This is a genomic window from Streptomyces sp. NPDC050625, assembly GCF_040654755.1.
Taxonomy (GTDB): Bacteria; Actinomycetota; Actinomycetes; order Streptomycetales; family Streptomycetaceae; genus Streptomyces.
Genome location: NZ_JBFAIQ010000014.1, coordinates 107,182 through 134,135, shown reverse-complemented (window position 1 = coordinate 134,135; position 26,954 = coordinate 107,182). Strand labels below are relative to the sequence as shown.

Below are 26,954 nucleotides of genomic sequence, written 5' to 3'. Positions count from 1 at the left end.
GTGACACACGAAAGGGGCCCATCAGCCTGGCTGATGAGCCCCCGCTGCGAACCGTCAGGCCGCCCGGTCGGCCGGCTCCGGCTTGCGGTGCCGGCCGTGCGGTGCGGTTTCGCCGTCCTGTGCCGAGACCTGGCCGCGGTGCTTACCGTGACCGGTGGTCTCCTGAAAGTCGGCGGACAGCTGGTTGGTCGTACTCGCGTCACTCATCGGAAGAATTCACCCCGTCAACATCATCTTTCGTACAGCCGGGCGAGTGTAACCGGCACACCATGGGGCGAATCCAGGCGGCCACGCCGACTGCCACTACTTCGTTACAAGACGTCCCAGCGGCGACTGTTGGAGCGGCACCGGGCGGGGCACGACAGGTTCCGGAGGATCCGGTTCCGCCGACTGTCGGGGTGTGTCCGGCCCCGTGACAGCCGCGCCGTTCCGGACCGGACCCTCCGGACCCGCGTCCCCCGGTGCCCCCGTGTTCCCCGGTGCCCCCGTGTTCCCCGGTCCCCCCGTGTTCCCCCTGTCCCCCGTACCCCCCGTTCTCGCGGGCGCCGCCGACTCCGCCACGCCGCACGGGGTCTCCTCGGTGGCGTACGGCAGTCGCAGCACCCCGCCCTCGGTCCACAGCCCGGCCCCGGGCAGCCATCCCGCGGGCGCCGGGAGGTGGTGCACCCGCCGCTCCGCGGGCCGCCACACCCCCACCCAGCCGCCGAGCGGCCCCTCGATGTGCAGCGCCACCGCGCACTGCTCCGGCGTCAGCGCCTGCCCCGGCTGGATCGCGAACGGTGTCCCCACGCACTCGGCCATCCGCAGGCACTCCGGGAAGCGCACCGGCAGCGTGCTGCCCAGGACGCCCCAGCCCAACCGTTCCTGCCCGGGGGAGGGCGCGTCGGAGCCCACCAGGATCAGCCCGCTGTCCGGATCGGCGAGCAGCAACCGGTCGTCGCTGCCCGCCGCGATCTGCAGCAGCGGTGACACCTCGCCGCCCCGTGCCAGGTCCACCACGACCGCCTTGGTGATCCCGCCCAGCTCCCGGTCCAGGGCGAGCATCCGCCCCGTGCGGTCCAGCCAGATTCCGCCCGAGCAGCGCCCCGGGACCTCGGCGACGTGCTCGGGCCCGAAGGCACCGCCCGCCACCAGCCACACCGCCGTGGAGCGGGGGCCGACCTCCAGGGCGTACGCCCGCATGCCGCCCGGCGCCGGCGGCAGCAGCCGCAGTCCCGTGCCGGGTTCCGGGCACTCCACCGCGCCCAGCGGCAGCTCACCGGTGCCGGGGCCGGTCGGATACAGCAGCGAGAAGGCGTGCCGCCGCTCCACCAACCGGTGGATGAGGACCCGCCCGTCGCCCATCGGCTGCACCTCGGTGCCGGGCTCCTCGGGCTGGTTGCCGGGCAGCGGCACGGCGTACGGCTCGGGGCCGTCCAGCGTCCAGCGCTCCGGGAACCAGGAGTCGCCGTCCAGCGCGAGGCGGGCGGCGTAGGCACCGTCCGCCGTGATGCTGCAGCCCGCCGCCGGCACGTCGTCGCCCTCGCCGGCGGCCGTGGTTTCGATCGCACAGGCCGTCATCGTTCGGTCACCTCCGGCGACGAAGCTAGTTTTCGTACGCACAGGCGTGGAACCGGCGGGCAAGCGCTTCACACATACGGGTGGCCGGGCCGCGGTTCGCCTGAGGAAACGGGGGCGGATGTGCTGCCGGGCCCCTTCGGACACTGACCGGTACATCCCCGCAGAACAGACAGGTAGCCTTTTCCCCGTGCCCCGTCTGTCTGAAGTCATCGCCGCGCTGGAGAACCTGTGGCCCGCCGAGCGGGCCGAGTCCTGGGACGCGGTCGGCACCGTCGTGGGCGACCCCGACCAGGAGGTCTCCCGGGTCCTGTTCGCCGTGGACCCCGTGCAGGACATCGTCGACGAAGCGGTGAAGCTGGGTGCCGACCTGCTGGTCACCCACCACCCGCTCTATCTGCGCGGTACGACGACGGTCGCGGCCTCCACCTTCAAGGGCCGGGTCGTGCACACGCTGATCAAGAACGACATCGCGCTGCACGTCGCCCACACCAACGCCGACACCGCCGACCCCGGCGTCAGCGACGCGCTGGCCGGCGCCCTGGACCTCAGGGTCGTACGGCCGCTCGTGCCGGACCCCACCGACCCGGAGGGCCGCCGCGGCCTCGGCCGGGTCTGCGAACTGGACCACCCCCTCACGGTCCGCGAGTTCGCCGCCCGCGCCGCCGAGCGGCTGCCCGCCACCGCGCAGGGCATCCGGGTGGCCGGCGACCTCGATACGGTCATCCGCACGATCGCGGTGAGCGGCGGCTCCGGCGACAGCCTCTTCGACCAGGTCCGGGCGGCCGGTGTCGACGCCTTCCTCACCGCCGACCTGCGCCACCACCCGGCCTCGGAGTTCACGGCGGCCGTCTCCCACAGTCCGCTCGCGCTGCTCGACGCGGCGCACTGGGCCACCGAGTGGCCCTGGTGCGAGCTGGCCGCGGCCCAGCTCGACGAGATTTCCGACCGCCACGGCTGGGACCTGCGGGTCCACGTCTCCAAGACGGTCACCGACCCCTGGACCGCCCACGCGGCGTCCAACGCCACCACCAGCTCAACCACTAGCTCACTGGGAGCCCCCAACTGAACGCCGCGCCCGCCGACCAGATCCGACTCCTCGACGTCCAGGCCCTCGACGTCCGCCTGCAGCAGCTGGCGCACAAGCGGAAGTCGCTGCCCGAGCACGCCGAGATCGAGTCGCTGACCAAGGACCTCACCCAGCTGCGCGACCTGCTCGTGGCCGCGCAGACCGAGGAGAGCGACACCGCCCGCGAACAGACCAAGGCCGAGCAGGACGTGGACCAGGTGCGCCAGCGCGCCGCCCGCGACCAGCAGCGCCTCGACTCCGGCGCGATCACCTCCCCCAAGGACCTGGAGAACCTCCAGCGGGAGATCGTCTCCCTCGCCAAGCGGCAGGGCGACCTGGAGGACGTCGTCCTGGAGGTCATGGAGCGCCGCGAGGCCACGCAGGAGCGTGTCGGTGAACTGACCGAGCGGGTGGCCTCCGTCCAGGCGAAGATCGACGACGCCACCGGCCGCCGTAACGCCGCCTTCGAGGAGATCGACGGCGAGGCCGCCTCGGTGACCAAGGAGCGCGCGGTCGTCGCCGGCGCCGTCCCCGCGGACCTGCTCAAGCTCTACGACAAGCTGCGCGAGCAGCAGGGCGGCATCGGCGCGGCCAAGCTGTACCAGCGGACCTGCCAGGGCTGCCGCCAGGAGCTCGCCATCACCGAGCTCGCCGAGGTCCGCAAGGCCGCGCCCGACACGGTCGTCCGCTGCGAGAACTGCCGCCGCATCCTGGTGCGCACGGCCGAGTCGGGACTGTAAGGGGCGGACGGCGTGCGGGAGTTCATCGTCGAGGCCGACGGCGGTTCGCGGGGCAACCCGGGGCCGGCCGGGTACGGGGCCGTGGTGATCGACACGGCCACGGGCGAGACCCTCGCCGAGGCGGCCGAGCACATCGGGATCGCCACCAACAACGTCGCCGAGTACCGGGGGCTGTTGGCCGGTCTGCGGGCGGCGCGGGAACTGGACCCGTCGGCCCAGGTCCACGTCCGCATGGACTCCAAGCTCGTCGTCGAGCAGATGTCGGGGCGCTGGAAGATCAAGCACCCGGATCTGAAGCCCCTCGCGATGGAGGCGAGCCGTGTGCTTCCGCCGGACCGGGTGACGTACGAGTGGATCCCGCGCGAGCGGAACAAGCACGCGGACCGACTGGCCAACGAGGCGATGGACGCCGGGAGCCGGGGCGAACAGTGGGACGCGTCGGCCTCGACGGCAGCCCTGAAGAGGCCGGCCACCGCCCCGGAGCCGTCGGGCCCGCCCGGCGACGCGACGTCGGGCGCGGCTCGCGCCCGGGCGGCGCTGGCCACGGGCCGGGGCGTGTCGGCCGACCAGCTGGGGTCGCCGCATGCGGGCGTGAAGTCCGACGCCGACAAGCGCGCCGCCCGCGCGGTGGCCTCCGGCACGGCCGCGACGCCCGGCTCCTCGGCCGCGACGCCCGGCTCCCCGGCCGCGACCCCAGCCACCTCTACCCCCGCCATTTCCACCCCTGGCTGGAGCTCCGCCCCCGATCTCGGCGCGCCCGCCACCTTCGTGCTGCTGCGGCACGGTGAGACCCCGCTGACTCCGCAGAAGCGGTTCTCGGGCAGTGGCGGTACCGATCCGTCCCTCTCCGACGTCGGCCGGGAGCAGGCCGAGCGGGCCGGGGCGGCGCTGGCGAGGCGGGGCACGATCCAGGCGATCGTCGCGTCTCCGCTGGCCCGGACCCGTGAGACCGCCGGTATCGTCGCCGCCCACCTCGGGCTCGACGTCGCGGTCGACGACGGGCTGCGGGAGACGGACTTCGGTGCCTGGGAGGGACTCACCTTCGGCGAGGTGCGCGAGCGCCACCCCGACGACCTCAATGCCTGGCTGGCCGATCCCGAGGCCCGGCCCACCGGCGGCGGCGAGAGCTTCGCGGCGACCGCCACCCGGATCGCCGCCACCCGCGACAAGCTGGTCGCGGCGTACGCGGGCCGCACGGTCCTGCTCGTCACGCACGTCACCCCGATCAAGACCTTCGTCCGCCTCGCCCTCGGCGCCCCGCCCGAGTCCCTGTTCCGCATGGAACTGTCAGCGGCCTCGCTGTCCGCGGTGGCGTACTACGCGGACGGCAACGCGAGCGTACGGCTGTTCAACGACACCTCTCACCTCCGCTGAGCCACGCGGGCGGCAGGGGCGGCACGGGCGGCGCGCTCGTGCAGGATCTCCGCCGTCCGCGCGTCCGCAGGCAGGAACGCCTCCAGATGCAGCTCGGCCAGGGTGACGTCGACGGCCGTGGCAAATGAGGTAAGCGTGGTGAGCAGCCGCAACTCGCCCTCCGCGCAGCGCAGTCGGAGCGGGACGGCGAAGCCGAGGTAGTCGTCGTCGGGGGTGTACGGCGGTACGTACCCCTCAAGTTCCGCAGCCAGCTCGTCGAGCCGTGGATCGGGGCTGCGCAGTGCCCGCGCCCGCAGGTTCTCCAGGATGTGCCGCCCCCACGCCCCGAGGTTCACCGCCCGTGCGGCCATCCCGCGCGGATGCAGCGCCAGCCGCAGCAGATTGACGGGCGGCTCCAGCAGCGCGGGCTCGGCGCCCTCCGTCAGCACCTCGAACGCCGCGTTCGCCGCGACGAGTTCACCCCGGGGCCCCGCGACCACCGCCGGATACGGCAGATGCCCGTCCAGGATCGCGTCCAAGGCCTCCCGCACGGGTTCCAGTCCGGCCGCGTCCAGCGCCGACTCGGCGTACGCGGGCGCGTAACCCGCCGACAGCAGCAGCGCGTTGCGCTCCCGCAGCGTCAGCTCCAGCGACTCGGCCAGCCGCAGCACGACAGCACGCCCCGGCACCGAACGCCCCCGCTCGATGAAGCTGACGTATCTCTGTGTCGTCCCGGCCCGCGAGGCGAGTTCGAGCTGACTGACCCGGCGCACGGTGCGCCAGCGCAACAGCTCCCGGGCGAAGGGTGGTGGCTCGACGGAGGTCATACGGCCAGTTGTACGACACGGGTACGACAACCGCCCCAGGCGTCATCCGGCTCGCCCGAGCCCCGCCGCCTGTCGCGCCAGCGCCTCGACGCGCCCCCAGTCCCCGGCGCCGACGGCGTCCGCCGGGATCATCCAGGTCCCGCCCACACAGCCGACGTTGGGCAGGGACAGATACTCCGGGGCGTTGAGCGGGCCGATGCCCCCGGTGGGGCAGAAGCGGGCCTGGGGCAGTGGGCCGGCCAGCGACTTCAGGTAGGCCGTGCCGCCGGCCGCCTGTGCCGGGAAGAACTTCATCTCCCGCACCCCGCGCTCCAGCAGCGCCACCACCTCCGTCGTGGTCGACACCCCCGGCAGATACGGCACCCCGGAGGCCCGCATCGCGTCCAGCAGTACGTCCGTCCAGCCCGGGCTCACCAGGAATCGCGCCCCCGCCGCCCTGCACTCGGTCACCTGGGCCGGTGCGATGACCGTGCCCGCACCCACCACCGCGTCCGGCACCTCGGCGGTGATCGCCCTGATGGCGTCGAGCGCGGCCGGGGTCCGCAGCGTCACCTCGATCGCGGGCAGCCCGCCCGAGACCAGCGCCCGCGCGAGCGGTACGGCGTCGGCGGCGTCCTCGACGACCACGACCGGGACGACGGGCGCGAGATCCAGCAGAGACGGTGGCGGCGGCATGGCGCTCATCCTGCCCACGGCCTGCAGCATGCGCAAAAGTCGTTGCACATGCTGCAATGCCTCGCTGAGGAGGACGACTCGGGGTCAGTGAATCTCCGTCACCAGCACATCCAGCGACCAGGCCTGCCCGGCCTTCGCGGGTGCCTCCGCCTCCACCACGTACCCGAGATCACGCAACGCCTCGACCAGCCGGGCCGGGTTCTCGGGCGCGGACCCCGACGACAGCAGACTCCGCACGATCCGCCCCTTCGTCGCCTTGTTGAAGTGGCTGACGACCTTCCGGGTCGGGGCATGCAGCACCCGCACCGTCGCGGTCCGGCCCGCGACCTCGCCCTGCGGCTTCCAGGCGGCCGCGTACGCGGAGGAGCGCAGGTCGAGCACGAGGCCCTTGCCCGCCACCTCGGGGAGCACCGGCGCCATGGCCGTGCGCCAGTGCGTGCCCAGGGCCCCGAGGCCCGGCAGCTTCACGCCCATCGAGCAGCGGTAGGAGGGGATCCGGTCGGTCACCCGTACGGCGCCCCACAGTCCGGAGAAGACCAGCAGCGAGCGCGCGGCGCGCCGCTTGGCCGCCGTGTCGAGGGAGGCCAGGCCGAGGGAGTCGTACAGGACACCCGTGTAGATCTCCCCGGCCGGGCGGGTCCCGGCCGTCCGCAGCTCCGTGTTCTTCGCGACCTCGCCCCGCAGCCCCTCGCTCAGCCCGAGCACCTCGCGCGCCTTCTCCTCGTCACCGGCGCACAGCTCGACGAGCTCGCCCAGCACGGCCTCACGGGCGGCGCCGAGCCCCGGCAGGGACAGCGACTCCGGCTTCAGGGGGGCGCCACGGCCCGAGGACGCCTTGCCTTCGGAGGGAGGCAGCAGGACGAGCACACGTACTCCTTCGATAGAGCTGTTCCGCGCCAGCGTACGGCGTGCCACCCGTCCGCCCCCGCCCTACGCTCGACTCATGCCCCGCCGCCACATCAGCGTGACCGGCGTCCCCGAAGCCCCCCTTTGGGCCGCCTTCACCGCGCTCCGTGCCGCACTGGGAGTCCCCCGGAACTTCCCGGCCGAGGTGCTCGCCGAGGCCGAGCAGGCCGCGAAGGCCCCCGCCCTGCCGTCGTACGACGCCACCGACATCCCCTTCTTCACCATCGACCCGCCCGGCTCCACCGATCTCGACCAGGCGATCCATCTGTCACCGCGGGACGGCGGGCACCGCGTCCGGTACGCCATCGCCGACGTCGCCGCCTTCGTCGTACCGGGCAAAGAGCTCGACGCGGAGACCCACCGGCGGGCGACCACCCTGTACTTCCCGGACGGCAAGGTCCCGCTGCACCCCGGCGTCCTCGGCGACGGTGCCGCGAGCCTGCTCCCGGACCAGGACCGCCCGGCCGTCCTGTGGACCGTCGACCTCGACGCGGACGGCCGTCAGCGGGCCCTCGACGTCCGCCGGGCCCTGGTCCGCAGCCGCGCCCGGTTCGACTACGAGGGCGTGCAGAAACAGATCGACACCGGGACCGCCGAGGTGCCGGTCGCGCTGCTCAAGGAGATCGGCGAGTCCCGCGAGCGGCTGGAGGCCGAGCGCGGCGGCATCTCGCTCCAGGTGCCCGAGCAGCAGATCGTCCAGAGCGACCACCGCTACGCCCCGGCCTACCGCGCGCCCCTCCCCGTCGAGGCCTGGAACGCCCAGCTCTCCCTGCTCACCGGCATGGCGGCGGCCCAGGTGATGCTGGCCCACGGTACCGGCGTCCTGCGCACCCTCCCGGCCGCCCCGGGCGGCGCCGTGGCCCGGCTGCGCCGTACCGCGCACGCCCTGCGCATCGACTGGCCGCACCACGTCTCCTACGCGGCGCTGATCCGCTCCCTGGACCCGCACCGCCCCCAGCACGCGGCCTTCCTCCAGGAGTGCACCACCCTGCTGCGCGGCGCGGGCTACACCGTCTTCCGGGGCGGCGCCCTGCCCGCCCTCACCACGCACGCCGCCGTAGCCGCCCCCTACGCCCACTGCACGGCCCCGCTGCGCCGCCTCGCCGACCGCTACACCGCCGAGATCTGCCTCGCGGCCGCCGCCGGACAGGCCACGCCGGACTGGGTGCTCGCCGCGCTCGACGAGCTGCCCCGGTGGATGGCCGGGGGCTCCCGGCGCGCGGCCGCCGTCGAGCGGGAGTGCGTCGACATCGTCGAGGCCGCGCTGCTGACGGACCGGGTCGGGGACGTCTTCGACGGGTGCGTGGTCGACGTGGACGAGCACCGGCCCACCGTGGGGACCGTCCAGCTGGAGTCGCCCGCCGTCATCGGCCGGATCGAGGGCGAACACCTCCCGCTCGGGGACCGGCTGCGGGTCAGGCTCGTACAGGCGGACCCGGGAGCGGCGAAGGTACTGTTCGCGCCCGCCTGAGGGCCAGTACGAGCTGGTCGGCCTCGTCGGCGTGCAGCCGGATCACGCTTACCTCGCGGCGACGGCCGCGCCCGCTGCCCGGCATGGAAACGGACCCGGAGGTGTTGCACCGTAGAAGCGCGCAGGGCGCAGGGCGCACAAGGGGGTGTCACATGCCGGAGCAGGCGCGATGGACGCGAGCCAGGCTGGGTCGCTGCGGACCCCCGCTCGATCTCCTCACGGCCCGCTTCGACAAACACGTCTACGCCCCGCACGCCCACGACGAATTCACCATCGGCGTGTGCGTCGGTGGCTCCGAGGTGATCGACTACCGCGGCGGCCACATCCGCACCGGCCCGGGCTCCATCGTCGTACTGGCCCCCGGCGAGGTGCACACGGGCGGCCCCGCCACACCCACGGACGGCTACGCCTACCGCGCCCTGTACGCCGACCCCGCCCTGCTGGCCGACGGCACCCTCGGGAGCCTCCCGCACTTTCGCGAACCGCTCGTCGACGACCCCGAACTGGCCGCCGCGTTCCGGCTCGCCCACACCGAACTCGCCCGCTGCCCCGACCCCCTGGAGGCCGAGGCGCGCCTCCCGTGGCTGCTCACGGCCCTGTCCCGGCGCCACTCCACCGCGAGACCGGCCTCGGACCGTATCCCGGGCGCGCACGGCATAGCGCTGACGGTCCGCGACCGCCTGGCCGACGAACTGCTGGAGCCGCCCTCGCTGGCCGCCCTCGCCACCGACCTGGGCCTGTCCCGCTACCAGCTCCTGCGCGCGTTCCGCACCACGATGGGCATGCCGCCCTACGCCTGGCTCGCCCAGTACCGGGTGACCCGGGCCCGCACCCTGCTGGAGTCGGGCCTGCGCCCGGCCGAGGTGGCGCCCCTGGTGGGATTCGCGGACCAGGCGCACCTCACCCGCTGGTTCCGCCGGGTGCTCGGGGTGACCCCGGCGGCGTACCGCAACAGCGTTCAAGACACCCGGTGGTGAGGCGGCGGAAACTCGCCGTATGACTGCACGCGGCTGGTTCCTGTTCTCCCTGATGGGAGTGGTCTGGGGCATCCCCTATCTGATGATCAAGGTGGCGGTGGACGCGGTGTCCCCGTCGATGGTGGTCTTCACGCGCTGTGCGCTGGGCGCACTGCTCCTGCTCCCCTTCGCGCTGCGCCAGGGCGGCCTGACCAGGACCGTCCGCACCCACTGGCGCCCCATGCTGGCCTTCGCGTGCATCGAGATCATGGGTCCCTGGTTCACCCTCACCGACGCCGAACGCCATCTGTCCAGCTCCACGGCTGGCCTGCTGATCGCGGGCGTCCCGATCGTCGGTGTGGTCCTGGCCCGCTTCTTCGGCGAGACGGAACGACTCGGCATCCGCCGGATGACCGGCCTGGGCCTCGGCCTCGGCGGCGTGGCGGTGCTCACGATCCCCCACCTCACAGGCGGAGACGCCCGCTCACTGGGCGAAGTGTTCCTGACGGTGCTGGGCTACGCCACGGCACCCCTGATAGCCGCACGCCGCCTCAAGGACGTCCCGACCCTCCAGCTCACGGCCCCCTGCCTGGCCCTGGCCGCCCTTGTCTACGCCCCCGCCGCCGCGGCCACCTGGCCCTCCGAGGTCCCCTCCGCGCAGGTCCTGGCCGCCCTCGCGGGCCTCGGCGTCATCTGCACGGCGGTCGCCTTCGTGGCCTTCCTCGAACTGATCAAGGAGGCGGGCCCGACCCGCGCCACGGTGATCACGTACGTCAATCCGGCGGTCGCGGTGGCGGCGGGCGCCCTGTTCTTGGACGAGCCGCTGACGGCCGGCATCATCGTGGCCTTCACCCTGATCCTGGCGGGATCGGTGCTGGCCACTGCCGCGGCACCGAAGAGGCCGGCGCGCCCGCTAACATGGTCGACACGGCAGACGAGCCGGGCGGACGGCCGCGTGGAGTCCCCCTAGGGGGCTTCCCGAGGAACGTCCGGGCTCCACAGGGCAGGGTGGTGGCTAACGGCCACCTGGGGCGACCCACGGGACAGTGCCACAGAAAACAAACCGCCGGGGACCTCGGTCCCCGGTAAGGGTGAAACGGCGGTGTAAGAGACCACCAGTGCCCAGGGTGACCTGGGCAGCTAGGTAAACCCCACCCGGAGCAAGGTCAAAAGGAGCCGCTGTAGAAGGCGGCTCTGCGCGGACGTTCGAGGGCTGCCCGCCCGAGTCCGCGGGTAGACCGCACGAGGCCGACGGCAACGCCGGCCCTAGATGGATGGCCGTCACCCCGGGCTCCGCGAGGAACCCGGGGAACAGAACCCGGCGTACAGCCCGACTCGTCTGCCTGTACGGCCCTGACCTGGTGGTTCACCCGGTGACGGGCGGCCGGTCTTCGGTGACCGGCGGGAGGAAGGGCGTGCCGCGCCCTGAACGCGGGATGGTTCAGTGCAGGCGGAGCAGGGCGCAGACGACGCCGTACCCGCCGCCCCGGTGCGCGACCTCGGCACCCGGCTGGACGAACTGACCGAACTCAAGGCCCTGGTCCGGCAGGGCCCCGACCTGGCCGCCACCGAACGCCAGCACGGCAAGGGCAAGCTGACCGCCCACGAGCGGATCGAACTCCTCCTCGACGATGGCTCGTTCACCGAGATCGAGGCACTGCGCCGGCACCGCGCGACCGGCTTCGGCATGGAGGCGAAGAAGCCGTACTCCGACGGCGTCATCACCGGCTGGGGCACGGTCCACGGCCGCACGGTCTTCGTCTACGCCCACGACTTCCGCATCTTCGGCGGCGCCCTGGGCGAGGCCCACGCGCAGAAGATCCACAAACTGATGGACATGGCCGAGTCCGCGGGCGCCCCGCTGATCTCGCTGAACGACGGCGCGGGCGCCCGCATCCAGGAAGGGGTCACCGCACTCGCCGGCTACGGCGGCATCTTCCGCCGCAACACCCGCTGCTCCGGGGTGATCCCGCAGATCAGCGTGATGCTCGGGCCCTGCGCCGGCGGCGCCGCCTACTCCCCGGCGCTGACCGACTTCGTCTTCATGGTGCGCGGCACCTCGCAGATGTTCATCACCGGCCCCGACGTCGTACAGGCGGTCACCGGAGAGCGGGTCAGCCAGAACGAACTCGGCGGCGGCGACGTCCACGCGGCCACCTCGGGCGTCGCCGCCTTCGCCTACGACGACGAGGAACAGTGCCTCGAAGAGGTCCGCTACCTCCTGTCCTGCCGCCCTCCAACAACCGTGAACTCCCGCCCAGGACACCGGCGTCGGACTCGCCGATCCGCGGCACCGAGGCGCTCATCGGCCTCGTGCCCGCCGACCCCAGCCGCTCCTACGACATGCGCAAGGTGATCGAGGAGATCGTCGACGACGGCGAGCACTTCGAGGTCAGCGAGCGCTGGGCGGCCAACGTCATCTGCACACTGGCCCGCCTCGACGGCCATGTCACCGGCATCGTCGCCAACCAGCCCGGCAGCATGGCCGGCGTCCTCGACATCGAATCCTCCGAGAAGGCCGCACGCTTCGTCCAGTTCTGCGACGCGTTCAACATCCCCTTGGTCACACTGGTCGACGTGCCCGGATTCCTGCCCGGCGTCGGCCAGGAGCACGACGGCATCATCCGCCGCGGCGCCAAACTCCTCTACGCCTACTGCAACGCCACCGTCCCCCGTATCTCCCTGGTGCTGCGGAAGGCGTACGGCGGCGCGTACATCGTCATGGACTCTCGCTCCATCGGCACCGACCTGTCCCTGGCCGGGCCGTCGAACGAGATCGCCGTGATGGGTGCCGAGGGCGCCGCCAACGTCATCTTCCGCAAGGAGATCGCGGCCGCCGACGACACGGAGGCGGTACGCACCCAGAAGATCAAGGAATACCAGGGCGAACTGATGGGCCCCTACTACGCAGCCGAACGCGGCCTCGTGGACGACGTGATCGACCCGGCGGAGACCCGCTCGATGCGGGCTCTCGACACGCTGTTCACGGGCGCCTGGTCCAGTGCGACGCCGGCCCGGAGCTACCGCAGGGTGTCCGCGCGGGGCCGTACCGAGATCGCCCGCCGGGTGCTCACCTGCCTCACCTCGGGCCACACCGACGAGGCCGCCGCCCAGAGCCTCGGTCTGTCCGTCCGCACCTATCGACGCCACGTCGCCGAGTTGATGCAGGAGTTGGGTGCCGTCTCCCGTTTCCAGGCGGGCGTGCAGGCCGTCGAACTGGGCCTGCTCACACCGGAGGCCAGCGCGGCATGACCGTCGGTCAACCCGGCTGCGAACGCCGGAGAATGGCATCCATCGTCGCCTCCAGATACGCCGGGAACTCCCCGGGCGTGGGCAGCACGGTCGGCGCGGCGTGGCCCAACTGGGCGTGCCCCAGATAGAAGCTGTACGCCATCAGCGCGCGCCGTCGGGCCTCGTCCTCGGCGAAGTCCAGTTCGGTGAAGAGCCCGGCCAGATAGTCGATCCGGCGCCCGGTGACCTGTCTCAGCGCGGTGGCCACCTGTGGGTGGTCGGTGCTGGCGAGCAGCGAGACCTCCAGCGGATCGGCCCTGGCCGGCTTGATGACCCGCGTGAACAGCCGGCGCAGGCGTTTCTCCGGGTCGGGCTCGGTCTCCACCGCAGCGATGATCTCCTCCGTGTCCGCCTCGACCCAGCGGGCGAGCGTGGCCTCGATCAGTGCCTCACGGTTGTCGAAGTGCCAGTAGAAGCTGCCCTTCGTGGCGCCGAGCCGGGCCGCGAGCGGCTCGACCGCCACCGCCGGGAGACCGCCGCCCTCCTTGAGGGCGGCGAGCGCCGCGTCCGCCCAGTCGCGGGCGCTGAGCCGGGCCTTCCTGGTCTGCTGCCGCCGCTCCGCCTTCTGTCGTTGCACCATGACCATACGCTACCGTATGGTTGACCATACGCAAGCGTATGGAGGTACGCAATGCTCAAGGACAAGCCCGTGGCCGTGGGGTTTCCCGAAGGTGCCCGGCTGATCAGGACGGCGGTGGACCGGCCCGACTACCGGGACGCGTACGCCATGGAGCTGCTGCCCGGGATGCCGCGCGACCCGGCGGCCTGGACGGGCATCCTGCGGGATGCCTTCCCGATCAAGGCGCAGCAGGACGGCGAGGCCCTCATGGACGTGAGCACGGCCGGTCTGGACGCCTGGGCCTCGATCGTCATCGACGACAAGTACGTCACCCTGTGCAGCTCGGTGAAGACGAACGCATGGCGCTCCCGGCTCTACTGGGGTGTCGTGAAGCGCGTGCACCCCTTCATGGCCCGCGCCATGATGGTCCGCACCCACCGCAAGCTCGCGCTCGCCGCACAGAAGGCCGCGTAGCGCAAGGCCTCACAACAGGGGTTACGACGCAGGGGGCCGCGCGGCGGACGTCCGCGCGGCCGGCCCCAGCGACCGCTCCGTGACCCGGGTCAGATGCCGGTGGAAGACCTCGCTCGTGTCCGGCGTCAGGGTGCGCAGGGCGACCAGGGCTGTGATCACGACGTCGCAGAGCTCGCCCTGGACGTCCTCCCACGTATGGGTGATGCCCTTGCGCGGGTTCTGCCCCGTCGCGCCGATCACTGCCTCGGCGACCTCGCCGACCTCCTCCGACAGCTTCAGCATGCGCAGCAGCATGCCCTCCTGCCCGCCCTGCGGACGGTTGGCGTCCAGCCAGGACCACAGGTCGTCGATGGAGGCCCAGAGGTCGGGCAGTTCGGAGGGTGCCGTCGCGTGCGTGTCCTGATCGGTCATGCGTGCAGCCTGCCACTGGGTGGCTGCCCGGTTGTCCGGCCCCTCGGCCGCTCGCCGAACCCGAGCTGCTCGTCGAACAACGGCTACTGATCGAACAACGACTGCTGGTCGAACAGCGGCTACTCGTCGAACAACGACTCCTGCTCCCCCTCCTTCTGCTGCCGCACCCGCCTGTTCCGCGTCCCCACCACCACCGCCGTGACCGCCGCCGTCACGCCCAGGGCCGCCGGGACCATCCAGCCGCGGTCGAAGACATGGCCCAGGGCGTGGTCGAGGGAGAGACGGCCCGGGCCGGTGATGGCGAGACCGGCCGCGGCCAGGCCGAGGGACGCCGCGTACTCGTAGCCGCCCTCCGCGGCGAAGAAGCCGTTGGGTACGTGGACCGCGGCCGCGCCCGCCATCGCGCCGGCCGCCGCCGCACCCGCGGCCGGCGTGGCCAGGCCCAGTGCCAGCAGGGTGCCGCCGCCCGCCTCCGCGAGCCCCGCAGCCGTCGCGCTCGCCTTCCCGGGCGAGTAGCCGACGGACTCCATGAACTTGCCGGTCCCCTCGATGCCACCCCCGCCGAACCAGCCGAGCAGCTTTTGCGCGCCGTGTGCGGCGAGCACCCCGCCGGTACCCATTCGGAGCAGCAGCAGGCCCACATCACGTCGGTCGTAACAATTCACGGTGACTCCCCAGCAGGACAGGCAGACAGCAGGAACAAGGTCCCCTCCGCGTATCCACCGTCGCATCCGGCACGCCCGCGCGGCCTGTCCGGGGCGCCGTTCGGGTGGCGGGGCCGGGGGAGCGGTGTGAGTCTGGCTGGCATGACGATTCAGCCAGCCAAACTCAGCGATCCGGCCGTCCGGGCCTTCGTCACCGCCGTCAACGCCCATGACCGCGAAGGTTTCCTGGAGACCCTCGCCCCCGGCGCGACGATGTCCGACGACGGCTCCGACCGCGACCTCGCCGACTGGATCGACCGGGAGATCTTCTCCACCCACGGTCACATGGAAGTCGACAAGGAGACCCGCGGCGGCCGGGCCCTCGTCGCCCGCTACAGCAACGACACCTGGGGCGAGATGCGCACCAGGTGGAGCTTCACCGTCGAGGACGACGGGCGGATCTCCCGCTTCGAGACCGGGCAGGCCTGACAGAACACGCCATGGCCACAACGCCTCAAAGGGCTTGTGTTCGTGTGCACTTCAACTTCTAGCGTTCCCGTCCATGGAGACCAACACCAGGATTCTGGGACGCAGCGGAATCGAAGTGAGCGCGCTCGGCTTCGGCTGCTGGGCGATCGGCGGTGAGTGGCAGGACTCGGACGGGCAGCCGCTCGGCTGGGGCAAGGTCGACGACGAGGAGTCCGTACGGGCCATCCACCGTGCCCTCGACCTCGGTGTCACCTTCTTCGACACCGCGGACGTCTACGGCACCGGGCACAGCGAGCGCGTGCTCGGCGGCGCCCTCGGCAAGCGGCGGGACGAGGTCGTCGTCGCCACCAAGTGGGGCAACGTCTTCGACGAGGAAACCCGCACGCTCACCGGCAGCGACGACTCCCCGGCCTACGCCCGCCGGGCCCTCGAAGCCTCCCTGCGCCGGCTCGGGACCGACCACGTCGATCTCTACCAGCTGCACATCTCCGACGCCGATCCCGCCAGGGCGGCCGAACTCCGGGATCAGTGCGAGGAGTTCGTCCGTGAGGGACTCATCCGCGCGTACGCCTGGAGCACCGACGACCCCGAACGCGCCGCCGTCTTCGCGCAGGGCGAGCACTGCACGGCCGTGCAGCACGCCCTGAACGTGCTGCAGGATGCCCCGCAACTCCTGCTACGCTGCGAGGAGTTGGAGCTCGCCAGCATCAACCGCAGTCCCCTCGCCATGGGGCTGCTCGGCGGGCGGCGGCACACCGGGCTCGAATCCGGGGACATCCGCAGCAGGCCCCCGGCCTGGCTCCAGGGATTCGGCGACGGCTCCGGCGCCGACCCGCAGTGGCTCGCCCGGGTCGACGCGCTGCGCTCCGTCCTGACCAGCGACGGCCGTACGCCCGCCCAGGGCGCCCTCGCCTGGCTCTGGGCGCGCAGCCCGCGCACCGTACCGATCCCGGGGTTCCGTTCGGTCGCCCAGGCCGAGCAGAACGCGGGCGCGATCGCGAAGGGGCCGCTCACCGCCGGGCAGCTGGCCGAGGTCGACCGGATACTCGGGAGGTGAACGGCCCCGACGGGAGCGGGCGGCTCAGCGGGCCCGGCCGCCGTACTGGACGTAGGGCTGCTGCTGGGCGTCGTACGCCTGCTGTGCGTAGAGGCCGCCGCCCTGCTCGGTGAGCGTGATCTGTCCGGCCTTGATGGTGGCCAGACGCGGGGCGCGGCGGGCGATCGAGGAGTCGTGGGTGACCATGACGAACGTGAGGCCGTGCTCCCGCCACAGGCCCTCCAGCAGGGCCATGATGTCGTCGCGGGTGCCCTCGTCGAGGTTGCCGGTGGGCTCGTCGGCCAGCAGTACCTTCGGTCGCTTGACCAGCGCGCGGGCGATGGCGACACGCTGCTGCTGGCCGCCGGACATCTCGGACGGGACATGAGCGAGGCGCTCGCCGAGGCCGACCGAGCGCAGGGCCTCGGCCGCCCGCTCGCGGCGCTCGGCCGGCTTGACGCCTAGGGGGACCAGCGCCGTCTCGACGTTCTCCTGCGCGGTCAGCGTCGGGATGAGGTTGAACGCCTGGAAGATGATGCCGATCTTCTCGGCGCGCAGCCGGGTCAGCCGGGCCTCGCCGATGGTGGCGAGGTCGACGCCGTCCAGCTCGACGCTGCCGGCGGACGGGCGGTCCAGGCCGCCGATCATCTGGAGGAGGGTGGACTTGCCGCCGCCGGTGGGGCCCTGGATGACGAGCTGGTCGCCGTCCTCGATGGTGAGGTCGATGCCGCGCAGCGCCTCCACCGTCTCCTTGCCCCGGGTGTAGCGCTTGGTGACGCCGGTGAGTCTGTACATGGGTGCTCCGTGAAGTGCGAAGGCGTGGGTGAGGGAGGAGGGGTGGGGCACCGCGTCCCGAGGGGAGTGGACGCGGCGCCCCGGCTCAGGGGGTGTTTACGAGACGCTGCGCAGGGCGTCGGCGGGGCGCATCCGGGAAGCGCGCCAGCCGCCCATGGCGCCGGCGATCAGACCGCCGGTGACCGCCAGGCCCACCGCGAGCGCGATGGTGGTCACCGAGACGGGCGCGGTCAGGGCGATCTCCAGCTTGCTCGCGGTGGACTGGCCGGGTCCGCCGCCGCCCGGACCGCCCATGCCGCCCGGCCCGCCGCCGGTGCTGCCGAGCTGTGCGGTGAGCTTCGGGCTGATCGCGGTGACCGTGTAGGCGGCCGCGAGGCCCAGGGCGATGCCGAGGCCGCCGCCGAGCAGGCCGTTGACCATGGACTCGCCGACGACCTGACGGGTCACCTTGTGCGAGGGCCAGCCCAGCGCCTTGAGGGTGCCGAACTCACGCACACGGCGGGACACGGCCGAGGAGGTGAGCAGGGCGGCCACCAGGAAGGCGGCGGCCAGCACCGCGATCGACAGCCACTTGCCGACGCTGGAGGCGAGGCTGGAGGCGGTGGAGAGCGAACCGGAGACGGTGGACGCCAGATCGGCGGAGGTGGTGACCGTCGTACCGGAGATGTTCGCCTGGATCGCCTTCTTCACGGCGGAGATCTGCTGGGAGTCGGTCGCCTTGACGTAGATCGTGGTGACCTTGTCCTCGGCGTCGGCCAGCGTCTGCGCCTGCTTCAGCGGCAGATAGACGTCGGTGGTGGACTCGCTGCTGCTGGGCGTCGCGATGCCGATGACCGTGTACTTGGTGCCGGAGATCTTGAAGGTCGAACCGACCTTGTACTTCTTCGACTTGGCGTAGGACTTGCTGACCACCGCGACCTCGGCGTGGGTCTGCGACGCGGTGAACGTCCTGCCCGAGGTGATCTTCGTCGAGGCCAGCGGGCCGAGTTCCTGGTGGGTGACGTCGATGCCGGCCACGGAGTAGTTGTTGACGTCGAAGTTGGCGCCGCCGCCCTGCACCTGCGGCTGGCCGCTGCCGCCGGTGGAGCCGCCCGGGCCGCCCTGGGCCTGGCCGTTGCTGCCGCTGCCGCCGGAGCTCTGCGCCTTGCCCTGGGTGAAGGAGCCGTCGACCTTGGTGACGTTCAGGGAGAGGGTACCGACGGCACTCGCCACGCCCTTCTGCGCGGAGACCTTCTCGACGAGGGAGGACTTCAGGGCCTGGCCGCCCTGTGTCATCACCCGGTCGGAACTCTGTGAGGTCTTCGAGCTCGATTTGGCGTCGAACTTGAAGTTCGGACCCTGCGAGCTGCCGGCCTTGGGTGCGGACTGTGCCTTGGTGACCGTCATGTCGGTGCCGAGGCCGTAGAGCGATTTCAGGACTTTGTCCTGCGCCTGCGTCATACCGGCCGACACCGAGCTGACGGTGATGACCAGCGCGATACCGAGCGCCAGACCCAGTGCGACGACCAGGGCCGCCTTCTTGCGGCGGCCCAGCTCGCGCTTGAGATAGATGCCAAACATCCCGTTCCTCGAAGGTTCTTGGCGCCCGCTGTGGGCGCGGCCACAAGCTATGGAGGAACCTTTGCGGCGCACTGAGTAAAACGTGTGGCACAGCTGAGAAAGCGGGCTATGGAATCAAATTTTCATAAGACAGCAAATTCCTAGCCTGTAGAGGGCCTCCTGCAAGGAAACCGCTGTTGAGTGCGGTGTACGGTCCCGGGATGCGCGATTCTTCTCGGCTCACCAGGCGTGCCGCTCTCGGTCTGACGGCCGCCGCCCTTCCCCTGTCCGCGGCCGGTCCCGCCCACGCCACGACCGTCATCGGCGGGGACCGGCTGGCCCGTGGCGGAATCCAGGCGCGGGGCACCACCGGTCTGCCCAAGAAGCTCACCGCCCGCTCCTGGATCGTCGCCGACGGCGAGAGCGGGGAGGTGCTCGCCTCGTTCAACGCGCACCGGCGGCTGCCGCCCGCGTCCACACTGAAGATGCTGTTCGCGGACATCGTGCTGGAGAAGTTCGAGCGCACCGAGCGGCACAAGGTCACCGACGCCGACCTGGCCGGGATACCGTCCGGCTCCAGCCTCGTCGGCGTCAAGCCCGGCATCACCTACACCGTCGAGCAGCTCTGGCAGGGCGTGTTCCTGCGCTCCGGCAACGACGCGGTGCATGTGCTGGCCCATATGAACGGCGGGGTCGCGAAGACGGTCGCGGAGATGCAGGCCAAGGCCGAGGACCTGCAGGCCCTGGACACCCATGTGGTCAGCCCCGACGGCTTTGACCACGCGGGACAGTTGTCCTCCGCCTACGACCTGACCCTGTTCGCCCGCCATGGGCTGAAGAACGATGACTTCCGCGGCTACTGCGGCACCAGGACCGCCGACTTTCCGGCGGGCGGCAGGAAGACCTTCCAGATCCAGAACACCGACCGCCTGCTGACGGGTGCCTGGGGCCTCGGCACGTACCAGGGGCTGATCGGTGTGAAGAACGGCTACACCAGCCATGCCGGCAACACCTTCACCGGCGCGGCCACCCGTGACGGCCGCACCCTGCTGGTCACCGTGATGCACCCCGCCGCCGGCAGCAACGCCGTCTACGAGGAGACCGCCGCGCTGCTCGACTGGGGCTTCGGCACGGGGAGTTCGGTGCAGGCGGTGGGCACGCTGGTCGAGCCGCTCAGCGAGGGCGGGGCGAAGGCGGGCGCCGGCGCGGAGGCGAAGTCGGCCCCGGCCGCCGCGGGCGGGTCCGGCTCGGCGTCCGGGCGCCCGTCGACCTGGCGTCTGCTGGAAGGGGGCGCCGGGACGGTGGCGCTGCTGGGCGGCGGCGCGTGGGCGCTGCGGCGGCGCCGGGCGGGGAAGAACGCGGAGAAGAACTCGGCGAAGACCGCGAGGAAGGCCGCCGGGAGGGCGGCGGGGAGGGCCGCGGGAAAGCACGCGCGGGAGACGGGCGTGGAGAAGACGGGCGTGGAGAAGACAGGCGTGGAGAAGTCGGGCGTGGAGAGCGCCGGCCGGGGCTGAGAAGCCAGCCCACGCGGCAGCCGCTCCACCCACCGGTGCGCACCCCGCGGTCCCTCGCGAGGTCCACCCCCAACCCGGTCCGGTGGAACGGCTGCCGCCTCCCCCCTCGGTGTGGTCGGCGGAACCTGGATGCTCCAAGTGTGAAGTTCTTGTGGAGGAAGTTGAGCATAAGCCCGCTACCGGCCGCAATACCGCGGATGTTCAAATTCCGCTTGTGCAGGTTGGGGGTTGACGGGGCGTGGGAGCGCTCAGCCCCGGCCCACGTACGGCATCGCCGTCGCCAGTACCGTCGCGAACTGCACATTCGCCTCCAGCGGCAGCTCGGCCATGTGCCGCACGGTGCGCGCCACGTCGGCCACGTCCATCACCGGCTCCGGCGCCGTCTCGCCGTTCGCCTGCAGCGCGCCCGTCTCCATCCGTGCCGTCATGGCGGTGGCCGCGTTGCCGATGTCGATCTGCCCGACGGCGATCCCGTACGGCCGCCCGTCCAGCGACAGCGACTTGGTGAGGCCGGTCAGCGCGTGCTTGGTCGCGGTGTAGGCGACCGAGTGCGGTCGGGGTGTATGGGCGGAGATGGAGCCGTTGTTGATGATCCTGCCGCCCTGCGGCCGCTGCTCCTTCATCTGCCGGTACGCCGCCTGCGCGCACAGGAACGCCCCGTTGAGGTTGGTGTCCACCACATGCCGCCAGGCCTCGAAGGGCAGGTCCTCCACGGGCACCCCGCCGGGCCCGAAGGTGCCCGCGTTGTTGAAGAGCAGGTCGACGCGCCCGAACCGGTCGCGCACGGCGGCGAACAGGGCCGTGACGTCGTCGGGGTCCGCGACATCGGTGCGCACGGCGAGCGACTCGCCGTCGGGCGCCAGCGCCGCCGTCCCCGCCAGCTTCTCCGCGCGCCGCCCGGCCAACGCCACCGACCAGCCGGCGTGCATCAGTTCCACGGCGACCGCCCGCCCGATACCGGATCCGGCGCCGGTCACCACGGCGATCCTCGATTCCTTGTCAGTCATGGCATCGCAGCGTAGGCGCCGGGTCCGCGATGCGGAATCGTATGTCCGCCATACGGTTGCCTCGCGGCGCGGCCCCGGGCGGTGCCCAGGGGCTCAGACCGTGACGGCCTCCCCGGGGTAGCGCACCCCGATCCGCTCCCGTATCGCGTCCAGCGTCCGCATCACGGCGAGCGTGCCCTCGAGCGGTACGAGCGGGGACTCGGTCTCACCGGCCCGCAGCGCTCGCATGACCTCCGCCGCCTCGTGCCGCAGGCTGGTGCGCGGCCCGTCGGCCGGGTCCAGCACGAACTCCTCCGGGGCGCGGCCGTCGCGGTGCAGGACGAAGCGGTCGGGGTGGAAGAAGCCGGACGGGATGTCGATACGGCCGAGCGATCCGGTGACCGACGCGGTGTTCGCCGTACCGCCGACGATGGAGCAGTGCACCGAGGCGAGAGCCCCGCTTTCCCAGGAGAGCAGTGCTCCCGTCTGGAGATCGACGCCCTCGTCCGAGAGCACCGCTCGCGCCATCACGTCCGTCGGCTCACCCAGCAGCAACTGCGCGAACGACACCGGATACACGCCCAGATCCAGCAGCGCCCCGCCGCCCAGCGCCGGGTCCCGCAGCCGGTGGGCCGCAGGCAGTGCTCCATTCCTCGCCTCCGGCAAGAGGTGCCCGGCCAGCCCGAAGTCGGCGTGCACGGTGCGCACCTCGCCGATCGCCCCGTCGTCGACCAGCGCCTTCAGCCGCCGGATCAGCGGGTTGCAGTACATCCACATCGCTTCCATCAGGAAGCTGCCGCGCTCCTTCGCCAGCGCGACCAGTTCCTCCGCCTCGCGCGCGTTGAGCGTGAACGCCTTCTCGCACAGCACGTTGCGCCCGGCCTCCAGACACAGCCCGGCGGCCGCCCGGTGCGCCGAGTGCGGGGTGGCGACGTACACGACATCGATGTCCTCGTCCGCGGCGAGCGACTCCCAGTCGCCGTACGCCCGCCCGATCCCGAACCGCTCGGCGAACGCCTGCGCCGGGCCGAGGCTGCGCGAGGCCACCGCCACGATCTCCGCGTCCGGCAGGTCGACCAGGTCCGCGGCGAACGCTGCCGCGATCCCACCCGTCGCCAGGATCCCCCACCGCACGTTCCGCTCCGCCGTCCCGCCCGCCATCCCAGCCCGCCCTCGCTCATGTGACCCTCGACACTGCGTACGAGCTGAGAGCATAGGTGCCGATTCAATCAATGCGATCGGCGAGGCCGAAAAACCGGAGAGGCCGAGAAAGGGGAGGGACGACACATGCCCGAGCACGCGACGGCGGCGCCGACACCGGACACGGAGCGACAGCCCGCACCCCGCAACCCGGCCACCCGCTCGGCCCGCCGCACCGGCCTTCTCGTCACCCTCGTCCTCGGCGGCCTCACCGCCACGCCCCCGCTCGCGATGGACATGTACCTCCCGTCCCTGCCGGAGGTCACCCGCTCCCTGCACGCCCCCGCCGCCACCGTCCAGCTCACCCTCACCGCCTGCCTCGCCGGAATGGCGCTCGGGCAGCTGGTGGTCGGCCCGATGAGCGACCGCTGGGGCCGCAGACGCCCGCTCCTCGCCGGCCTCGCCGTTTATCTCGTCGCCACCGCCCTGTGCGCGGTGGCGCCCAGCGTCGAGACCCTGGTCGCCCTCCGGCTGGCCCAGGGCCTCGCGGGCGCGGCCGGGATCGTCATCGCGCGGGCCGTCGTACGCGACCTCTACGACGGCATGGCCATGGCCCGCTTCTTCTCCACCCTGATGCTGATATCCGGGACCGCCCCGATCGTCGCGCCGCTGATCGGCGGGCAGATCCTGCGCGTCACGGACTGGCGGGGCGTCTTCGTGGTCCTCACCGTCGTCGGCGCCCTGCTCGCCACGCTCGTCTGGCTCCGGCTCCCCGAGACCCTGCCGCCCGCCGAACGCCACGAGGGCGGGGGCGGCGAGGCCCTGCGCGCGATGCGCGGGCTGCTGTGCGACCTCCCCTTCACCGGCTACATGCTCACCGGCGGCTTCGCCTTCGCCGCGCTGTTCGCCTACATCTCCGCATCGCCCTTCGTCATCCAGGAGATCTACGGCGCCTCCCCGCAGACCTTCAGCCTGCTGTTCGGCCTCAACTCGGTCGGCCTGGTGATCGCCGGACAGATCAACGGGAAGGTGCTGGTCGGCCGGGTGCGCCTGGACAAAGTGCTGGCCGTCGGCCTGATCGTGACCGTCCTCGCCGCGACCGCACTGCTGCTGATGTCCGCCGGCGTCCTCGGCGAGGTGGGCCTGGCCCCGGTCGCCGCCGCGCTCTTCGTCCTGATGTCCGCGATGGGCATCACCCTCCCCAACGCCCAGTCCCTCGCCCTGCTGCGCACCCGGCACGCCGCCGGCTCCGCCTCCGCGCTGCTCGGCACCTCCTCCTTCCTCGTCGGGGCCGTCGCCTCCCCGCTCGTCGGAGTCGCTGGGGAGCACACCGCCGTACCGATGGCGCTGGTCCAACTGGCGGGAGCACTGGTGGCCCTGGCCTGCTTCGTGGGAATGTGCCGTCCCTGGTCCACATCTGCGGACGCGGAAGCCGGGGATTCCCCCCGCGCAAGCGAAACCGAAAGCCCGGGGGAGGAGAACTGAGCGCACCGAGACTCCGCGTCGACACACCGGAACGGGCCGGGCTCGACGCCGAGGAACTGCACCACCTCGTCCGCGAGGTCCACGACCTGACCACCGGCGACCACCCCTGGGCGCCCGGCGTCGTCGTGGTGGCCGGACGCGGGCCGGTCATCGCCGTCGAGGAGGCCGCGGGCTGGGCCGTGCGGTACGTGTCGTACGACCCGGAGATCGAGCAGGGCGTCGAACTGGCGCCCGAAGCCCGCGTTCCGATGACCGTCGACACCCCCTTCGACCTGGCCTCCCTCACCAAGCTGTTCACCTCCGTCGCCGCCGTGCAGCAGATCGAGCGGGGCACGCTCGGCATCGACGCCCGGGTCGGCGCCTATCTGCCCGAGTACCGCGGTGCCGCCGCGCACGGCATCACCGTCCGGCAGCTGCTCACCCACACCTCCGGGCTGCGCCCCGAACTCCCGCTGTACGACTGCCCGGACGACGCGGCCCGCCTCGCCCTGCTGCGGGCCGAGGAGCCGACGGGCGAACCGGGCACGTACCTCTACTCGGACCTGAACATGCTGCTGCTCCAGGCCGTGCTGGAGCGGATCACCGGACGCACCCTCGACGTCCTCGTGCACGAGGGGATCAGCCGGCCGCTCGGGATGACCGCGACCGACTTCGGGCCGTACCCGGGCGCCGCGGCGACCGAGGACCAGCGCTGGCCGTGGGCCAAGGCGGACCGGGGGATGCTGCGGGGCGTGGTCCACGACGAGAACGCATGGGCGCTCGGCGGGGTCGCGGGCCACGCGGGCCTGTTCTCGACGGGACGCGATCTGGCGGTCTTCTGCCGGGCGTTGCTGGCGGGCGGCGCGTACGGCCCCGCGCGCATCCTCGGCCCCGACTTCGTGGAGCTGCTGCTGACCCCGCCGGGGCTGGGCTTCGCCGTCGACCAGCCGTGGTTCATGGGGGAGCTGTCGGGGCACGGGGCGGCGGGCCACACGGGCTTCACGGGGACCTCGCTGATCCTGGACCCGGCCACGGACATCTTCCTGGTGCTGCTGGCCAACACGGTGCATCCCCGCAGACGCCCGCCGGACAGCGGGCCGAGGGCGAGGGCGGCGACTCGGATGGCCCGGGCGGTTCGGGAGACCTGAGAGAATCACACGGTGAACGCCCCCGTCTCCCCAGCCGAAAACCTCCGTGCAGCCCTCGCCGGGCTGCTCGACGGGCTCCCGCCCAAGCAGGCCGCCGGTGCCGTGGAGCGGCTGATCGCCAACTACCGGGGGCGGACCCCGACCGACGCGCCCATCCTGCGGGACCGCGCCGACGTCGCCGCGTACGCCGCGTACCGGATGCCCGCCACCTTCGAGGCGGTGCGCGCGGCCCTGGAGGCGTTCGCGGACGCCGTGCCCGGGTGGGTGCCCGGCAGCCATGTGGACGTCGGGGGCGGGACCGGCGCGGCGACCTGGGCCGTCAGCGCCACCTGGGACGGGGTCCGGCCGGTGACCGTGCTGGACTGGGCCGAGCCCGCGCTGGCCCTCGGCCGGGAGCTCGCCGCCGCCAACCCGGCGCTGCGGGACGCCACGTGGCAGCGCTCTCGCATCGGAGCGGCGCTCACCATCGAGAGCACCGATCTCGTCACCGTCTCCTACGTCCTCAACGAACTCTCCGACACCGACCGCGCCGCCCTCGTCGACGCCGCCGCTGCCGCCGCGCAGGCCGTCGTGATCGTCGAGGCCGGCACACCCGCCGGATACGCCCGCGTCATCGAGGCCCGCGACCGGCTCGTCGACGCCGGATTCCAGGTCGCCGCCCCCTGCCCGCACAGCGCCGCCTGCCCCATCGTCCCCGGCGAGGACTGGTGCCACTTCTCGGCCCGGGTCAGCCGCTCCTCCCTGCACCGCCAGGTCAAGGGCGGCTCACTGCCGTACGAGGACGAGAAGTTCAGCTACGTCGCCGCCGCCCGCTTCCCGGCCGCCCCGGCCGCCGCCCGCGTGGTGCGGCGCCCGCAGATCCGCAAGGGCCAGGTACTCCTCGATCTGTGCGAGGCCGAGGAGCAACTGCGCCGCACGACGGTCACCAAACGCCACGGCGACCTGTACAAGGCGGCCCGGGACGCCGACTGGGGCGACCCCTGGCCGCCGCGCGAGGACGACACCTCACAGCCGTAGCTCCTGCGTGCAGCACTTCACGCTGCCGCCGCCCTTGAGGAGTTCGCTCAGGTCCACGCCCACCGGCTCGAAACCGCGCTCCCGCAGCGGCCCGAACAGCCCGGCCGCCGCCTGCGGCAGCACCACGCGCAGCCCGTCCGACACGGCGTTCAGCCCGAACACGGCCGCGTCCTCGTCCCCGGCGGTCAGCGCGTCCGGGAACAACCGCCGCAGCACCTCCCGACTGCCCGGCGAGAAGGCGGGCGGGTAGTACATGACCTCGTCCCGCGCGTCGTCGAGGACGGCCAGGGCGGTGTCCAGGTGGTAGTAGCGGGGGTCGACCAGCTCCAGACCGATCACCGGGCGGCCGAGGAACTCCTGCGCCTCGCCGTGCGACAGGGGGCTCGCCCGGAAGCCGCGCCCGGCCAGCACGAAGGAGGCGGTGACGGCGAAGTCGCCCTCGCCCTCGTTGACGTGGACGGGCTCGTGGAGGCGCGTGAAGCCGTGCGCGCGGTACCAGTCCAGATGCGCGGCGGCCTCCCCGGCCCGCTCCCGGTGGGCGAACCGCGCCCCCAGCACCCGGCCGTCCACCACGGTGGCGCCGTTGGCCGCGAACACCATGTCGGGCAGCCCGGGTACCGGGACGAGCTCCTCGACGGTGTGGCCGAGGGCGCGGTAGAGGTCACGCAACTGCTCCCACTGGGCGACCGCGAGGGGTGTGTCGACGGGCTTGCGCGGGTCCATCCACGGGTTGATGGAGTACGTGACCTCGAAGTGCCTGGGTGAGCACATCAGATAGCGCCGGGGTGTGGCGCCGCGGGAACGGGAAAGGGCCAAGGCGGGCTCCTCCGGGAACCGCAGGGGTCGTTGCTGCCCATGGTGCGGCCCCGGCGAGCTTGGCGCGTGTGCCGAAC

At 72.3% G+C, this 26,954-nt stretch carries 25 protein-coding genes, 1 other RNA gene and 2 pseudogenes; 15 read left to right on the top strand and 13 right to left on the bottom strand.

Annotated elements, in window-relative coordinates; genetic code table 11:
- Nucleotides 1–54: 54 nt before the first annotated feature.
- A complete protein-coding gene (locus AB0I54_RS27935) occupies nt 55–207 on the bottom strand; it encodes a hypothetical protein (protein WP_363298901.1) in 153 nt (50 codons plus the stop codon).
- A gap of 96 nt (nt 208–303) precedes the next feature.
- Nucleotides 304–1,560, bottom strand: coding sequence for a hypothetical protein (locus AB0I54_RS27930; protein WP_363298900.1), 1,257 nt, complete (start codon nt 1,558–1,560; stop codon nt 304–306).
- 187 nt (nt 1,561–1,747) lie between these two features.
- On the opposite strand from AB0I54_RS27930, the gene AB0I54_RS27925 reads away from it, so the two are divergent.
- The 3 genes from AB0I54_RS27925 to AB0I54_RS27915 are packed head-to-tail and all read left to right on the top strand — an operon-like array spanning nt 1,748 to nt 4,740.
- On the top strand, nt 1,748–2,626 hold the full coding sequence (locus AB0I54_RS27925) for a Nif3-like dinuclear metal center hexameric protein (RefSeq protein WP_363298899.1): 879 nt from the start codon (nt 1,748–1,750) through the stop codon (nt 2,624–2,626).
- The gene (locus tag AB0I54_RS27920; RefSeq protein WP_363298972.1) at nt 2,623–3,366 is read left to right on the top strand and encodes a C4-type zinc ribbon domain-containing protein; all 744 of its coding nucleotides are present in this window, start codon (nt 2,623–2,625) and stop codon (nt 3,364–3,366) included. Before AB0I54_RS27925 ends, AB0I54_RS27920 begins: the two co-directional genes overlap by 4 nt.
- Before the next feature lie 12 nt (nt 3,367–3,378).
- Nucleotides 3,379–4,740 (top strand): bifunctional RNase H/acid phosphatase, encoded by a 1,362-nt coding sequence (locus AB0I54_RS27915; RefSeq protein ID WP_363298898.1) that lies wholly within the window; start codon nt 3,379–3,381, stop codon nt 4,738–4,740.
- On the opposite strand, the gene AB0I54_RS27910 is transcribed toward AB0I54_RS27915, so the two are convergent.
- From AB0I54_RS27910 to yaaA, 3 genes are all read right to left on the bottom strand, one after another.
- Nucleotides 4,728–5,546, bottom strand: coding sequence for a helix-turn-helix transcriptional regulator (locus AB0I54_RS27910; RefSeq protein WP_363298897.1), 819 nt, complete (start codon nt 5,544–5,546; stop codon nt 4,728–4,730). The two genes, AB0I54_RS27915 and AB0I54_RS27910, sit on opposite strands and share 13 nt — an antisense overlap.
- A 42-nt stretch (nt 5,547–5,588) precedes the next feature.
- On the bottom strand, nt 5,589–6,230 hold the full coding sequence (eda, locus tag AB0I54_RS27905) for a bifunctional 4-hydroxy-2-oxoglutarate aldolase/2-dehydro-3-deoxy-phosphogluconate aldolase (protein ID WP_363298971.1): 642 nt from the start codon (nt 6,228–6,230) through the stop codon (nt 5,589–5,591).
- Between the two features lie 75 nt (nt 6,231–6,305).
- Nucleotides 6,306–7,088: a peroxide stress protein YaaA gene (gene yaaA, locus AB0I54_RS27900; protein WP_363298896.1), complete on the bottom strand. Its 783-nt coding sequence runs from the start codon at nt 7,086–7,088 to the stop codon at nt 6,306–6,308.
- A 76-nt stretch (nt 7,089–7,164) separates the two neighbouring features.
- Here yaaA and AB0I54_RS27895 point away from each other — a divergent pair, with 76 nt between their 5' ends.
- The 5 genes and pseudogenes from AB0I54_RS27895 to AB0I54_RS27875 all read left to right on the top strand — a co-directional run.
- The gene (locus tag AB0I54_RS27895; RefSeq protein ID WP_363298895.1) at nt 7,165–8,598 is read left to right on the top strand and encodes an RNB domain-containing ribonuclease; all 1,434 of its coding nucleotides are present in this window, start codon (nt 7,165–7,167) and stop codon (nt 8,596–8,598) included.
- Nucleotides 8,599–8,750: 152 nt separating this feature from the next.
- Nucleotides 8,751–9,575: an AraC family transcriptional regulator gene (locus AB0I54_RS27890; protein WP_363298894.1), complete on the top strand. Its 825-nt coding sequence runs from the start codon at nt 8,751–8,753 to the stop codon at nt 9,573–9,575.
- Nucleotides 9,576–9,594: 19 nt separating this feature from the next.
- Nucleotides 9,595–10,374: pseudogene (locus AB0I54_RS27885) on the top strand (DMT family transporter); the annotation flags it as partial.
- Between the two features lie 115 nt (nt 10,375–10,489).
- Nucleotides 10,490–10,896: RNase P RNA component class A (gene rnpB, locus AB0I54_RS27880), an RNA gene on the top strand.
- Between the two features lie 147 nt (nt 10,897–11,043).
- Nucleotides 11,044–12,518: pseudogene (locus AB0I54_RS27875) on the top strand (acyl-CoA carboxylase subunit beta); the annotation flags it as partial.
- Nucleotides 12,519–12,813: 295 nt separating this feature from the next.
- Here AB0I54_RS27875 and AB0I54_RS27870 read toward each other — a convergent pair.
- Nucleotides 12,814–13,425, bottom strand: a complete 612-nt coding sequence (locus tag AB0I54_RS27870; protein ID WP_363298893.1) for a TetR/AcrR family transcriptional regulator — start codon at nt 13,423–13,425, stop codon at nt 12,814–12,816.
- Nucleotides 13,426–13,476: 51 nt separating this feature from the next.
- Here AB0I54_RS27870 and AB0I54_RS27865 point away from each other — a divergent pair, with 51 nt between their 5' ends.
- The gene (locus AB0I54_RS27865; RefSeq protein ID WP_363298892.1) at nt 13,477–13,878 is read left to right on the top strand and encodes a DUF2867 domain-containing protein; all 402 of its coding nucleotides are present in this window, start codon (nt 13,477–13,479) and stop codon (nt 13,876–13,878) included.
- Between the two features lie 21 nt (nt 13,879–13,899).
- Here the strand turns inward: AB0I54_RS27865 and AB0I54_RS27860 are convergent, their stop codons facing one another.
- Both AB0I54_RS27860 and AB0I54_RS27855 read right to left on the bottom strand, forming a co-directional pair.
- Nucleotides 13,900–14,289 carry a MazG-like family protein gene (locus AB0I54_RS27860; protein WP_363298891.1) on the bottom strand — a complete coding sequence of 130 codons (390 nt, stop codon included), beginning with the start codon at nt 14,287–14,289 and terminating at the stop codon, nt 13,900–13,902.
- Between the two features lie 119 nt (nt 14,290–14,408).
- Nucleotides 14,409–14,954, bottom strand: a complete 546-nt coding sequence (locus tag AB0I54_RS27855; RefSeq protein ID WP_363298890.1) for a DoxX family membrane protein — start codon at nt 14,952–14,954, stop codon at nt 14,409–14,411.
- Between the two features lie 141 nt (nt 14,955–15,095).
- Here AB0I54_RS27855 and AB0I54_RS27850 point away from each other — a divergent pair, with 141 nt between their 5' ends.
- Both AB0I54_RS27850 and AB0I54_RS27845 read left to right on the top strand, forming a co-directional pair.
- Nucleotides 15,096–15,422, top strand: a complete 327-nt coding sequence (locus AB0I54_RS27850; RefSeq protein WP_363298889.1) for a nuclear transport factor 2 family protein — start codon at nt 15,096–15,098, stop codon at nt 15,420–15,422.
- Between the two features lie 73 nt (nt 15,423–15,495).
- Entirely contained in the window at nt 15,496–16,479 is a 984-nt protein-coding gene (locus AB0I54_RS27845; protein WP_363298888.1) for an aldo/keto reductase, read from the top strand.
- A gap of 24 nt (nt 16,480–16,503) precedes the next feature.
- On the opposite strand, the gene AB0I54_RS27840 is transcribed toward AB0I54_RS27845, so the two are convergent.
- Nucleotides 16,504–17,253 carry an ABC transporter ATP-binding protein gene (locus tag AB0I54_RS27840; protein ID WP_363298887.1) on the bottom strand — a complete coding sequence of 250 codons (750 nt, stop codon included), beginning with the start codon at nt 17,251–17,253 and terminating at the stop codon, nt 16,504–16,506.
- 96 nt (nt 17,254–17,349) lie between these two features.
- Entirely contained in the window at nt 17,350–18,813 is a 1,464-nt protein-coding gene (locus AB0I54_RS27835; protein ID WP_363298886.1) for an ABC transporter permease, read from the bottom strand.
- Between the two features lie 200 nt (nt 18,814–19,013).
- Between AB0I54_RS27835 and AB0I54_RS27830 the strand changes: the two genes are divergently transcribed.
- On the top strand, nt 19,014–20,306 hold the full coding sequence (locus AB0I54_RS27830) for a serine hydrolase (protein ID WP_363298885.1): 1,293 nt from the start codon (nt 19,014–19,016) through the stop codon (nt 20,304–20,306).
- Between the two features lie 248 nt (nt 20,307–20,554).
- Here the strand turns inward: AB0I54_RS27830 and AB0I54_RS27825 are convergent, their stop codons facing one another.
- Both AB0I54_RS27825 and AB0I54_RS27820 read right to left on the bottom strand, forming a co-directional pair.
- Entirely contained in the window at nt 20,555–21,313 is a 759-nt protein-coding gene (locus tag AB0I54_RS27825) for an SDR family oxidoreductase (protein ID WP_363298884.1), read from the bottom strand.
- Nucleotides 21,314–21,406: 93 nt separating this feature from the next.
- Nucleotides 21,407–22,453, bottom strand: a complete 1,047-nt coding sequence (locus AB0I54_RS27820; protein WP_363298883.1) for a Gfo/Idh/MocA family oxidoreductase — start codon at nt 22,451–22,453, stop codon at nt 21,407–21,409.
- 126 nt (nt 22,454–22,579) lie between these two features.
- Between AB0I54_RS27820 and AB0I54_RS27815 the strand changes: the two genes are divergently transcribed.
- From AB0I54_RS27815 to AB0I54_RS27805, 3 genes are read left to right on the top strand one after another with little or no spacing between them, the layout of a single operon-like run.
- Nucleotides 22,580–23,917, top strand: a complete 1,338-nt coding sequence (locus tag AB0I54_RS27815; RefSeq protein ID WP_363298882.1) for a multidrug effflux MFS transporter — start codon at nt 22,580–22,582, stop codon at nt 23,915–23,917.
- Nucleotides 23,914–25,044: a serine hydrolase domain-containing protein gene (locus tag AB0I54_RS27810; RefSeq protein WP_363298970.1), complete on the top strand. Its 1,131-nt coding sequence runs from the start codon at nt 23,914–23,916 to the stop codon at nt 25,042–25,044. Before AB0I54_RS27815 ends, AB0I54_RS27810 begins: the two co-directional genes overlap by 4 nt.
- A gap of 12 nt (nt 25,045–25,056) precedes the next feature.
- On the top strand, nt 25,057–26,061 hold the full coding sequence (locus AB0I54_RS27805; protein WP_363298881.1) for a small ribosomal subunit Rsm22 family protein: 1,005 nt from the start codon (nt 25,057–25,059) through the stop codon (nt 26,059–26,061).
- Here the strand turns inward: AB0I54_RS27805 and ddaH are convergent.
- Nucleotides 26,050–26,877 carry a dimethylargininase gene (gene ddaH / locus AB0I54_RS27800; protein WP_363298880.1) on the bottom strand — a complete coding sequence of 276 codons (828 nt, stop codon included), beginning with the start codon at nt 26,875–26,877 and terminating at the stop codon, nt 26,050–26,052. The genes AB0I54_RS27805 and ddaH overlap by 12 nt on opposite strands.
- Nucleotides 26,878–26,954 lie beyond the last annotated feature (77 nt).